12 protein-coding genes are annotated in these 11,750 nt (G+C 72.9%); 6 read left to right on the top strand and 6 right to left on the bottom strand.

The features are described 5' to 3' along the window. Positions 1–204: 204 nt before the first annotated feature. Positions 205–1,095: an Lrp/AsnC family transcriptional regulator gene (locus AB0N29_RS17455; RefSeq protein WP_364868625.1), complete on the top strand. Its 891-nt coding sequence runs from the start codon at positions 205–207 to the stop codon at positions 1,093–1,095. Between the two features lie 18 nt (positions 1,096–1,113). Here the strand turns inward: AB0N29_RS17455 and AB0N29_RS17450 are convergent, their stop codons facing one another. Together AB0N29_RS17450 and AB0N29_RS17445 are read right to left on the bottom strand one after the other, a co-directional pair. Continuing rightward, positions 1,114–1,821, bottom strand: coding sequence for a cache domain-containing protein (locus AB0N29_RS17450; protein WP_364868623.1), 708 nt, complete (start codon positions 1,819–1,821; stop codon positions 1,114–1,116). After that, positions 1,818–2,564 carry an FCD domain-containing protein gene (locus AB0N29_RS17445; protein ID WP_364868621.1) on the bottom strand — a complete coding sequence of 249 codons (747 nt, stop codon included), beginning with the start codon at positions 2,562–2,564 and terminating at the stop codon, positions 1,818–1,820. The genes AB0N29_RS17450 and AB0N29_RS17445 overlap by 4 nt, the downstream gene beginning before the upstream one ends. A 122-nt stretch (positions 2,565–2,686) precedes the next feature. On the opposite strand from AB0N29_RS17445, the gene AB0N29_RS17440 reads away from it, so the two are divergent. From AB0N29_RS17440 to AB0N29_RS17420, 5 genes are all read left to right on the top strand, one after another. After that, positions 2,687–3,772: an ABC transporter ATP-binding protein gene (locus AB0N29_RS17440; RefSeq protein ID WP_364868619.1), complete on the top strand. Its 1,086-nt coding sequence runs from the start codon at positions 2,687–2,689 to the stop codon at positions 3,770–3,772. 90 nt (positions 3,773–3,862) lie between these two features. After that, positions 3,863–5,044, top strand: a complete 1,182-nt coding sequence (locus AB0N29_RS17435; RefSeq protein WP_302266959.1) for an extracellular solute-binding protein — start codon at positions 3,863–3,865, stop codon at positions 5,042–5,044. Positions 5,045–5,046: 2 nt separating this feature from the next. Further along, positions 5,047–5,967: an ABC transporter permease gene (locus AB0N29_RS17430; protein ID WP_364868616.1), complete on the top strand. Its 921-nt coding sequence runs from the start codon at positions 5,047–5,049 to the stop codon at positions 5,965–5,967. Further along, entirely contained in the window at positions 5,967–6,767 is an 801-nt protein-coding gene (locus AB0N29_RS17425) for an ABC transporter permease (protein WP_302266957.1), read from the top strand. The genes AB0N29_RS17430 and AB0N29_RS17425 overlap by 1 nt, the downstream gene beginning before the upstream one ends. 29 nt (positions 6,768–6,796) lie before the next feature. Then, positions 6,797–8,140 (top strand): NAD-dependent succinate-semialdehyde dehydrogenase, encoded by a 1,344-nt coding sequence (locus AB0N29_RS17420; RefSeq protein ID WP_302266956.1) that lies wholly within the window; start codon positions 6,797–6,799, stop codon positions 8,138–8,140. Between the two features lie 16 nt (positions 8,141–8,156). Here AB0N29_RS17420 and AB0N29_RS17415 read toward each other — a convergent pair whose 3' ends face one another. The 4 genes from AB0N29_RS17415 to AB0N29_RS17400 all read right to left on the bottom strand — a co-directional run bounded on the left by AB0N29_RS17415 (position 8,157) and on the right by AB0N29_RS17400 (position 11,737). After that, complete coding sequence (locus AB0N29_RS17415) at positions 8,157–8,693, bottom strand: AAA family ATPase (RefSeq protein WP_364868613.1); 537 nt, start codon at positions 8,691–8,693, stop codon at positions 8,157–8,159. A gap of 106 nt (positions 8,694–8,799) precedes the next feature. Next, a complete protein-coding gene (locus tag AB0N29_RS17410; protein ID WP_302266954.1) occupies positions 8,800–9,612 on the bottom strand; it encodes an ABC transporter ATP-binding protein in 813 nt (270 codons plus the stop codon). Continuing rightward, positions 9,609–10,688: an iron chelate uptake ABC transporter family permease subunit gene (locus AB0N29_RS17405; RefSeq protein WP_364868610.1), complete on the bottom strand. Its 1,080-nt coding sequence runs from the start codon at positions 10,686–10,688 to the stop codon at positions 9,609–9,611. Before AB0N29_RS17405 ends, AB0N29_RS17410 begins: the two co-directional genes overlap by 4 nt. Beyond that, positions 10,685–11,737, bottom strand: a complete 1,053-nt coding sequence (locus AB0N29_RS17400) for an iron ABC transporter permease (RefSeq protein WP_302266952.1) — start codon at positions 11,735–11,737, stop codon at positions 10,685–10,687. The genes AB0N29_RS17405 and AB0N29_RS17400 overlap by 4 nt, the downstream gene beginning before the upstream one ends. Positions 11,738–11,750 lie beyond the last annotated feature (13 nt).

Genomic DNA, 11,750 nt, shown 5'->3' with positions numbered 1-11,750 from the left:
GGCGATCTCACCCGGCAGGCGACGACCCTAGGTAGGCCCCCGTTCCCTGGCAAGCCGTTCGTGCGTAACCAGCGCGTAACGAATCACGATCGGCACGTCGAACGCGGTGCAAAGGGTCAGTTCGGGCGGCCCGGGGCACTGGTGGGGTACGTTCGGCGCGGCCGTCGTGGTCAAAGTTGCGGACACAATTTCGGAGGCGCACCCATGGACGCGGTCGACCAGGTCATCGTCGGGCTGCTGAAGTCCGACGGCCGGCTCCCGCACCGGGAGATCGCCCGGCTCTCGGGGATCTCCCGATCCGTGGTCGCCGCGCGCATGCACCGGCTGCTGACCTCCGGCGAGGTCGTCGTCCGCGGCGTCGTGCACCCGGCCGTCCTGGGCCGCAGCTCCCTCGCCCACGTCGGGGTGGCCGTCTCGGGCCGCGCCGACGTCGTCGCCGAGCGGGTCGCGGAGCGGTCCGACGTGCCCTTCGTGTCGCTGACGGCCGGCCCGTACGCCGTCGTCGCCGAGCTGCGGACCGGGTCGCCACGGGACATCGATGAGGCGCTCGCGGCGATCCGGCTCCTCCCCGGCGTGCGGGCGCTCGACACCCTTCCCTACGCCGAGGTCATCCGGGACGTGGTGGGACCGACCGGTGCGGTGGCCACCACGGTCGACGCGACGGACGTGGCCCTGCTACGGGCCCTGCAGGACGACGGGCGCGCGTCGTACGTCGAGCTCGCGGCGGTGGTGGGGCTCTCCCCGGCGGGTGTGCGGCGGCGTGTGGTGCGGTTGCTGGAGGCCCAGGTCGTCCGGGTCGGTGCGCTGGTGCGGCAGTCGGGGGACGACCCGCAGGTCGCGCTCGGGATCGGCATCCGGCTGGGCGGGGGGCACGAGGAGGTGGTCGCCGCGCTCCTCGGGCTGCCGGCGGTGAGCTTCCTGGCGCGCACGTGGGGGAGGTTCGACGCGGTCGCGACGCTGCGGACGTTCACCCCCGGGGCGTTGCTCGAGGCCCTGGACGCCGTGCGGTCGTTGGACGGCGTCGCCGACGTGGAGAGCTGGAGCCACCTGCGGTTCGTGAAGGAGACCTACGCCGCGCCGGCGCTGCAGCCCTGAGCGGCCCCGGGGCCGCCGTCAGTCGCCGAGGTCGACGACCGACAGCGGCAGGCCGTCGATCGCGCGGGTCGCGCGCACGGGGGAGCCGGGGTCGGTCTCCAGCAGGTCGCCGCAGACGTGGCGCCCGCTGTTGCTCGACAGGATCCGGCCGTCGCCGTTGACCACCGCGAGCCGGGTGCCGGCCGCGCAGAGCGCCGGCAGCAGGTGCTCCTCGACGTGCTTGACGGCGATGTCGGCGCCGGCCACGCCCACGAAGCGGCCGCCGGCGTGGACGGGGGTGCTGAAGGTGAGGGTGTACTCCTCGGTGCACAGGTAGTCGACGTAGGGACCGGTCACGTGCCGGTGGCCGGAGTCGCGGGGCACGACGTACCAGGGGAGCGACTCGTAGTCGTAGAAGCCGATGCCGTCGGGGTCGGAGTGGGTGACCAGCCGCTGCACCCGTCCGTCGGGGTCGCGCGCGAACCACTCCAGCCACCAGGGCGCGTCCTCGAGCAGCCCGACGGCCGCCACGAACCCCGCCCCCTGCTCCGGCTGGTCCAGGTCGGCGAGCACCGGGCCGACGAGCGCCTCGACCCCGGTGAGGTCCGAGCGACGTGGTGCGGGTCGCGCCTCGAGCGCGGGCTGGACCGCGGCCGCGATCCGGTCGGCGAGCTCGAGGGCGTGGCCGACGACCTCGAGGACCGCCAGGGTCACCCGGTCGACGTCGGGGGAGTCGTGCAGGGTCATCGGCGGTCCCGGTTGAGTCGGTAGTCGATCAGGCGGGCGGTGGAGTCCGCGACCCGCTGCTCTGCGGCCTCGCGGGCGGCCTGGGGGTCTCGGTTCGCGATGGAGTCCACCACGGCACGGCAGCTGCGCACCATCTGCTCGTGGCTGGAGTCGTCCCCGAAGGCGATCCACAGGAGGGTGCCGAACTCCGCCTGGAGCCGGACCTCCTCGTGGTAGAGCTGCGGCGACTGGGCCGCCGCGGCCACCTCGACGTGGAAGTGGGCGTCGGCGCGCCGGCGTGCGTCGGGCGCGGTGGCGGTGGCGAGCGTGTCGGCCACCCGCCGCAGCCGGTCGAGGTCCTCGGCGCTGGAGCGGCGCGCGGCCAGGGCGGCGCTGGCGCCGCTGATGGCGGCGTAGACGTCACCGAGGTCGCGCAGCTCGCTGAGGCTGAAGCCGTCGAGCCGGCGCCGGGCCAGCTCCACGACGCCACCCTCCGGCGTGCGCACGAAGCTGCCGCCCCCGCGACCCCGCCGGGTCTCGATCAGCCCCTCGGCCCGCAGGACGGACAGGGCCTCGCGGACGGTGACGGTCGAGACGCCGAAGATCCCGGCGAGGTCGGTCTCGCCGGGCAGCTGCTCGGCGTCGGGGAGGAGGCCGAGCGCGATCGCGTCGGTCAGGCGGCGGCTCACCAGCTCGGACCGGCTCTTGGACTCCAGTGGCGAGAACACCGCTGCCGACGCCCGGCCGTAGAACTGCACCGCCACGGGACCTCCTCGCTTGTTACCGCTCGATGACGTTTCCGACCATCCTGCCGGAACCTATTGCACTGTGAACTCTGAAGTCATAGGTTAACGCGCCAACCGGACCTGACGAAAGGCCACGACTGATGCCACACCCGACCAGCGCGACCGCGCCGGCCCCCGCGCCGGGCGCCGCCCCGCAGGTCCCTGCGATCTCCCTGCGCGGACTGCGCAAGCACTTCGGCGACGTCGCCGCGGTCGACGGCGTGGACCTCGACATCGCCGACGGCGAGTTCTTCTCCATGCTCGGTCCGTCGGGGTCGGGCAAGACCACGGTGCTGCGCCTGGTCGCCGGGTTCGAGCAGGCCTCGGAGGGCACCGTGCTGCTCGGCGGTGTCGACGTCACCCGGGCCGCGCCGTTCGAGCGCGACGTGCACACCGTCTTCCAGGACTACGCGCTCTTCCCGCACATGAGCGTCCTCGACAACGTCGCCTACGGGCTCCGCGTGCGGGGCCTGGGCAAGAAGGACCGCCGGCAGCGGGCCCAGCAGGCGCTCGACACCGTGCGGCTGGGCCACCTCGGCGGGCGACGTCCCACCCAGCTCTCCGGCGGCCAGCGCCAGCGGGTCGCCCTCGCGCGGGCGATCGTCCTCGAGCCCCGTGTGCTGCTCCTCGACGAGCCGCTCGGCGCGCTCGACCTCAAGCTCCGCGAGCAGATGCAGGTCGAGCTCAAGCAGCTCCAGCGCGACCTGGGCATCACGTTCGTCTTCGTCACCCACGACCAGGAGGAGGCGCTCACCCTCAGCGACCGGATCGCCGTCTTCGACGCGGGTCGCATCCAGCAGCTCGGGACGCCCCGCGACATCTACGAGCACCCGACCTCGGCGTACGTCGCCGGGTTCGTCGGCACCACCAACCTGCTCACCGCGGAGGTGTCGAGGCAGCTGCTGGGCGTGGACGGCGAGCACGCGATCCGGCCGGAGCGGCTGCGGCTCACGCCGGCCGGGTCGGAGCCGCCGGCCTCCGGCGAGGTCGCCCTCGGCGCGGTCGTGGTCGAGACGATCTACCTCGGCAGCGCCAACCGGGTGCACCTGCGCACCCACGACGGGGTCGACCTGGTCGCGCTCGAGCCGAGCGACGGCCGGCTCACCGATCCCGAGCACCGCGGCGACTCCGTGACGGTCCGCTTCGCCCGGGCCGACGTGGTCGCGCTGAGCCCCGCCACCTCCTGAGCGCCGAGCGCCCACCGAGCTCCACCCGAGCCCCACCCCGAGCCCCACCGCACGACCACCACACCATCCCCAGAGAAAGCGGAGATCTGCATGAACCCCACACTCCGGCGTGGCCGCGCCACCCTGGCCTGCCTGACCCTCCTCTCGGTCTCCGTCCTGACCGCGTGCGGCGGGGGAGAGGACGACAAGGAGACCGCCGCCGTCGAGGAGGTCGGCAAGATGGAGGGCCAGGTCTCCATCCTCGCCTGGCCCGGCTACGTCGAGGACGGCACGAACGACCCGAAGGTCGACTGGGTCAGCGCGTTCGAGAAGGACACCGGCTGCGAGGTGACCAGCAAGGTCTACGGCACCTCCGACGAGGCCCTCAACCTCGCCAAGTCCGGTGAGTACGACGTGATCGCCGCCTCCGGTGACCTCTCGCTGCGCCTCATCGCCTCCGACGAGGCGCAGGAGGTCAACACCGACCTGATCCCGAACTACGAGAATGTCTACGACTTCCTCAAGAACACCGAGTGGAACACCGTCGACGACGTCAACTACGGCGTGCCGCACGGGTACGGCGCGAACCTGCTGATGTTCAACAAGAAGAATTTCGACACCCCGCCGACGTCGTGGGGAGCGGTCTTCGAGCCCGACCAGCTCGAGGCGAACACCGGCAAGGTGACGGCGTACGACTCGCCGATCTACATCGCCGACGCCGCGCTGTACCTGATGAAGACCCAGCCCGACCTCGGCATCGAGAACCCCTACGCGCTCGACCAGGAGCAGCTCGACGCCGCGGTGGAGCTGCTCAAGCAGCAGCGCCAGCACGTCGGGGAGTACTGGGCCGACTACCTCAAGGAGGTCCAGGCCTTCGAGACCGGCGACTCGGTGGTCGGCACCACCTGGCAGGTCATCAAGAACAACATCAAGAACAAGGACGTCGACGTCGTCCTGCCCGAGGAGGGCGCGACCGCGTGGAACGACACGTGGATGCTCTCCTCGCAGGCCAAGAACCCCAACTGCGCCTACGCCTGGATGGACTACATCCTGAGCCCGGAGGCCAACGCCCAGGCGACCGAGTACTTCGGCGAGGCGCCCAACAGCCCCGCCGCGTGCGAGGAGACCACCGACCCGAAGCACTGCGAGACCTTCCACGCCGGTGACGAGGAGTACGCCGACCAGCTGTGGTTCTGGCGCACGCCGATCAAGGAGTGCCTGGACGGCCGCACCGACGTCGAGTGCACCGACTACTCGCAGTGGACCCAGGCCTGGACGGAGATCAAGGGCTGACCATGGCCACCTCCACCCCCGTCACCGACGGCCGGACCGGCCGGACCACCGACCCCGCACTGCGGGCGCCGGTGGCCCGGCCGGGCTCCCGGCTGCTGCACCGCAGGGTGTGGCTGCGGCTGAGCCTGCTGCTCTCGGCGCCGCTCGTGTGGATGCTGCTCGTCTACGTCGTGGCGCTCGCCGCGCTCCTGATCACCTCGCTGTGGTCCGTCGACAGCCTCAGCAGCGAGATCGACCGCTCCTGGACGCTGGACAACTTCCGCACCCTGCTCGAGAACGAGGTGTACCGCACCGTCGCGGCCCGCACCGTGGGCGTGGCGCTGGCGGTGACGGTGATCGACGTGCTGATCGCGCTGCCGATCGCGTTCTACATGGCCAAGGTCGCCTCGCCGCGGGCGCGGCGGATGCTCGTCGTCGCCGTGCTCACCCCGCTGTGGGCCAGCTACCTGGTGAAGGTGTTCGCCTGGCGGGTGGTGCTCTCGGAGGGCGGCCTCGCCGAGTGGTCGGGCATCGGCTCGCCGGGCTACGGCCTGACCGCCGTGGTGATCGCCCAGTCCTACATCTGGCTGCCCTACGTCATCCTGCCGATCTTCGCGGCGCTCGAGCGGGTCCCCGACTCCCTCCTGGAGGCCGCGGGCGACCTCGGCGCGTCCGGGGGCATGGTGCTGCGCTCGATCGTCATGCCGCTGCTCGTGCCCGGCATCATCGCCGGCGCGATCTTCAGCTTCTCGCTGACCATGGGTGACTACATCACCGTCAACATCGTGGGCGGTGCGAGCCAGATGCTCGGCAACCTGGTCTTCGTCAACGCCGGCGCCGCCAACAACCTGCCGCTCGCCGCCGCCATCGCCATGATCCCCATCGTGGTCATGCTCGTGCTGCTCACCGCGATCCGTCGTACCGGCGCCCTGGAGAACCTCTGATGAACCTCAGCCGGACCGCGCGCCGGACGCTCGCCGCGCTCACCTTCCTCGTGCTGGCGCTGGTCTACCTGCCGCTGCTGGTGGTCGTGGTGAACTCGGTGAACCCCAGCCAGTCGATGACCTGGCCGCTCGACGGCGTGACCTTCGAGTGGTGGAGGCGGGCCGCCGGGAGCGAGGGCGCCCGCGACGCCCTGGTGACCAGCCTGCAGGTCGCGGTGCTCGCCACGGCCATCGCGCTGGTGCTCGGGACGCTCCTGGCCCTCGCGCTGCAGCGCTACTCCTTCTTCGGCAAGCACTCGGTCAACCTGCTGGTGATCCTGCCGATCGCCCTGCCCGGCGTCGTCACGGGCATCGCGCTGAACAACGGGTTCCGCACCATCCTGGGGGTCGACCTCAGCCTCTGGACGATCGTGGTGGCGCATGCGACGTTCTGCATCGTGACCGTCTTCAACAACGTCCAGGCCCGCCTGCGCCGGATGGGCACCAGCCTCGAGGAGGCCTCCGCGGACCTCGGCGCCGGCGTCCTGACCACCTTCCGGCTCGTGACGCTGCCGCAGCTGCGCTCGGCCCTGATGGCGGGCGGGATGCTCGCGTTCGCCCTCAGCTTCGACGAGATCATCGTGACCACGTTCACCGCCGGCAGCGGCGCCAACACCCTGCCGATCTGGATCCTCAACAACATGTTCCGGCCGAACCAGGCACCCGTGGTCAACGTCGTGGCGGTCGTGCTCATCGTCTTCTCCATCGTCCCCGTCTGGCTCGCGCAACGGCTCTCGTCCGACGTCGAAGCCGTCCGCTGACGCCCGCCCGCCACCCCAAGGAGCCCCCCATGCCCGAGTACGCCGTGCTGAACCCCGCCACCGGCGACCTGGTCGAGACCTTCCCGACCGCCACGGACGCCGAGGTCGACGCCGCCGTCGACGCCGCCGCCGCGGCGTACGCCGGCTGGCGGCGGACCTCGACCGTCGAGGACCGCGCCGCCCTGCTCCACCGCGTCGCCGAGCTGCACCGCGAGCGCCGCGAGGAGCTGTCGACCACGATGGTGGAGGAGATGGGCAAGCCCCTCGCCGACGCCGAGGGCGAGGTCGACTTCTCCGCCGACATCTACGACTACTACGCCGACAACGCCGCCCGATTCCTGGCCGACGAGCCGATCGACCTGGCCGAGGGGGAGGGCTCCGCGCTGATCCGGCGGGCGCCCGTCGGGGTGCTGCTCGGGATCATGCCGTGGAACTTCCCCGCCTACCAGGTCGCCCGGTTCGCCGCGCCCAACCTGGCCACCGGCAACACCATCGTGCTCAAGCACGCGCCGCAGTGCCCGCGCTCGGCGGCGCTGCTGCACCGGCTCTTCCTCGACGCCGGCCTGCCCGAGGGCGCCTACGTCAACGTGTACGCCACCCACGAGCAGGTCGAGCGGATCATCGCCGACCCGCGGGTCCAGGGCGTCTCGCTGACCGGCTCGGAGCGGGCCGGCTCCGCCGTCGCCGCGATCGCGGGGCGGCACCTGAAGAAGGTCGTGCTCGAGCTGGGCGGGTCGGACCCGTTCGTCGTGCTCGGCACCTCCGACATGGCGGCGACGGTCGAGGCCGCGGTGGCCGCCCGCCTGGAGAACACCGGCCAGGCGTGCAACGCCGGCAAGCGGTTCATCGTCGTCGACGAGCTCTACGAGGAGTTCGTCGCGCGGTTCACCGAGGCGCTCCTCGCCGCCTCCCCGGGCTCGCCGCTGGTCTCCGAGGCGGCCGCGACCAACCTCGCCGACCAGGTCGCGTCCGCCGTGGGCGGGGGCGCGGCGCTCAGCAGCGCCGGGGACCGGACCGGGGCCTTCCACCCCAGCGGCGTGCTCACGGGCGTCGAGCCGGGCAACCCGGCGTACCGCCAGGAGCTGTTCGGGCCGGTCGCGATGGCGTTCCGGGCCGCCGACGAGGACGACGCGGTCCGGCTGGCCAACGACACCCCCTACGGCCTCGGGTCCTACGTCTTCACCGACGACCCGGAGCAGGCGCGTCGCGTCGCGGACCAGATCGACGCCGGCATGGTGTTCGTCAACGGCGTCGGCCTCGACGCCGCGGAGCTGCCGTTCGGCGGCGTGAAGCGCTCGGGTTTCGGCCGCGAGCTCGGCCGGTACGGCATGGAGGAGTTCGTCAACAAGAAGCTCATCCGCACCGCCGGCTGACTCCGCACCGGGCAGCTCAGGGACGCGGTGCCCACGACAGCACCGCGTCCCGCAGATCGTCCGGGGAGGCGGCGCTGTCCAGGCGCAGCACCGGCTGGCCGAGCCCGGCCAGCCAGTCCTCGTGCGCGGCGCGGCTGCGCCCCTCGAAGCCGGGGCGGTCGTAGCCCCGGGCCCACTCGGTGAACTCCGCCCAGGCCGCTGTGTCGAAGTCCCGTCCGGCGCGGCGCCGCACCTCGCGGGCCTCGAGGCGCCGCAGCCGCTCCTCGGGGTCGAGGGTCAAGAAGACCACCGCGTCGCACTGGCTGACGACGTCGTCGCCCCAGCCGACCAGCGAGCCCGACAGCACCCACGCGTCGCGGGGGACGAACATCGACCGCATCAGCGCGGTGCGATCCGCCTCCGGGCGCTTGCGCACGTACGGCGGGTCGCTGGGGAGCCAGAAGTAGTCGTCGGCGTCCGCGTGCGGCACGGCCCAGTGGTCGGCCAGCGAACGCGCCAACGTCGTGGTCCCCGAGCCGCTGGCTCCCACCACGTGGAGACGGCACCGTCGCATGGCGTCATCGTGCCGTGCCGGCCCGCTCCGAGCCACCCGGCCACCCGGCCACCCGCGCCACCCGCGCCGGGCGGCGCACGGCGGCGGCGGACGAGCGCGGCCGGCGTCAGGACGCCGGCGCCGCCACGTGGTGCCGACCGATCGGGAGCATGAGCGGTCGCCCGGAGACGGGGTCGGTGATGACCGAGCAGTCCAGGCCGAAGACGGCGCGCACCGTCTCCTCGGTGAGCACGTCCGCGGGGTCGCCGGCGGCGTGGAGCCGGCCGTCGGCGAGGGCGACGAGGTGGTCGGCGTACCGCGCGGCGAGGTTGAGGTCGTGCAGCACCATCACGATGGTGGTGCCGCGGCTGCGGTTGAGGTCGGTGAGCAGGTCGAGGACCTCGACCTGGTGGCTGACGTCGAGGTACGTCGTGGGCTCGTCGAGCAGGAGCACGTCGGTCTGCTGGGCCAGCGCCATGGCGATCCAGACCCGCTGTCGCTGGCCGCCGGAGAGCTCGTCGACCGGCCGGTCGGCGAGGGCGACGGTGTCGGTCGCCTCGAGCGCGGCCGCGACGGCGGCGTCGTCCTCGCTGCTCCACCGGGACAGCAGCCCCTGGTGCGGGTTGCGACCCCGGCCGACGAGGTCGCTGACGGTGATGCCCTCGGGGGCGGTCGGCGCCTGGGGGAGCAGACCCAGCGTGCGGGCCAGCTCCTTCGCGGGCAGCTTGTGCACCTGCTCGCCGTCGAGCAGCACCCGGCCGGCCCGCGGGCGCAGCAGGCGCGACATCGACCGCAGGAGCGTCGACTTCCCGCAGGCGTTCGCCCCGACGATCGCGGTGACCCGGCCCGGCGGCAGCACCAGGTCGAGGGAGTCGATGACGGTGCGCTCGCCGTACCCCAGCTCGAGGTCGTGGACGGTGAGCGTGTGGTCGGCGGTCACAACGAGCCTCCGGCGCGGTTGGTGCGGACGATGAGGTAGACGAGGTACGGCGCGCCGAGCACGCCGGTCACGACGCCTACGGGGTAGCGGTGGTCGAAGGCGAACTGGCCGCACAGGTCGGCCACGAGCACCAGAAGCGCGCCGACCAGCGCGGAGGGCACGAGCAGCGAGGCGCCCGGCCCGACGATCCGCGCCGCGATCGGGCCGGCGAGGAACGCGACGAAGGCGATCGGGCCGGTGGCGGCGGTGGCGAAGGCGATCAGGCCGACGGCGGCGACGATGACGACGATCCGGGTCCGCTCGACCCGGACGCCGAGGGCGGACGCGGCGTCGTCGCCGAGCTGGAGCATGTCGAGGTCGCCCGACTTCACCACCAGCAGCGGTCCCAGGACCAGGAGCGCGAGGACGGTCGGGACGACGTCGTCCCAACCGGCGTTGTTGAGGCTGCCGGTCAGCCAGCGCGCCGCCTCCTGGAAGTCCCAGGCCGCCGCGCGGCTCAGCACGTAGGCGATGACGCTCTCGAGCATGGCGGCGATGCCGATGCCGATGAGGATCAGGCGGGTCCCCGCGACGCCGTCGCGGAAGGAGAGCACGTAGATGAGCAGCGCGACGCCGAGGCCGACGCTGATCGCGAGCAGCGACACCGCCGCCCCCGAGAGCCCGAAGGTGACGATCCCGACCGCCGCGGCCGCGCTCGACCCGGTGCTGATGCCGATGATGTCGGGGCTGGCCAGCGGGTTGCGCAGCATGGTCTGGAAGGTGACGCCGGCGATGCCGAAGCAGAGCCCGACCACCAGGGCGAGGACCGCCCGCGGGAGCCGCAGCCGACCGACGGTGAACGAGGCGCCCGGGACGTCCTGCCCGGCGATGACGGAGAGGACGTCGCCCGGCGGGTAGAAGGTGCGGCCCACCATCAGGCTGGCGGCGAAGGTCGCGAGCACCAGGACCGTAAGCACGACCACGACGCTGCGGCGCCTGGCCGCACGGCGCGCCCGGCCCCGGGCGACGCGCTCGACGGTGGAGGGGGCCGGGTCCGCGGTGAGGTCCGCGGCGGCCGGGGCGGTCGGGGCGGTCACAGCTCACGCACCTTGTGGCGGCGGACGACGTGGATGAAGAACGGTGCGCCGACGAGGGCGGTGATGATGCCGACGTCGACCTCGCTCGGGCGCGCGACGATCCGCCCGAGCACGTCGGCGGTGGTGAGCAGGGCGGCGCCACCGACCGCGGTGAACGGCAGCAGCCAGCGGTGGTCCACGCCGATGAGCATCCGGCACAGGTGCGGGACGACGAGGCCGACGAACCCGATCGGGCCGGCGACCGCCGTCGCCGCCCCGCAGAGCAGCACCGCGCCGGCCGCCGCCGCACCGCGGGTGAGGGCCACCCGCTCGCCGAGGCCGGCGGCCACGTCGTCGCCGAGGGCCAGGGAGTCGAGCCCGCGGGCCGAGGCGAGGCAGACCAGCAGCCCGACGGCGAGGAACGGCAGCACGAGCGTGATGGCGTCGAACGACGCCCCGCCGACGCCACCGATCTGCCAGGACAGCGCGCCCTCGGAGATGTCGTTGCGGGGCAGCACCACCGCGGTGATGAACGAGACCAGCGCGGCGGACGTGGCCGTGCCGGCCAGGGCGAGCTTGAGCGGCGTCGCGCCGCCCCGCCCGAGGGAGCCCACGGCGTACACGAAGACGGCCGCGACGGCGGCGCCGCCGATGGCGACCCAGATGTACGACGACGGCGCGGTGAGCCCGAACCAGGCGATGCCGGTCACGACCGCCAGCGAGGCGCCCATGTTGACCCCGAGGATCCCGGGATCGGCCAACGGGTTGCGGGTCACGCCCTGCATCACCGCGCCGGCGAGGCCGAGGGCGGCACCCACGAGGACGGCGAGCAGGGTGCGCGGGATCCGCTTGGTGACCGCGGCCTCGTCGAGCGTCTCGCTGGAGCCCCCGAGCGCCGCGACGATGTCGTCGAGGCCGACGTCGCGGGAGCCGACCGCGACCGAGAGGGCCGCCAGGGCGACCAGCAGCAGCAGGCTCGCGAGCAGCCAGGCAGCGCGCAGCCGCCTCGGGCGCCGCGTGGCGGCGCCCGAGGGGGTGCCCGAGGTCGGGCCGGCCTGGGTGGTGGTCACCGGAGGATGATGC

The organism is Nocardioides sp. NPDC092400, assembly GCF_040684155.1.
Lineage (GTDB): Bacteria > Actinomycetota > Actinomycetes > Propionibacteriales > Nocardioidaceae > Nocardioides.
This window is presented reverse-complemented; position numbering and strand designations above follow the sequence as displayed.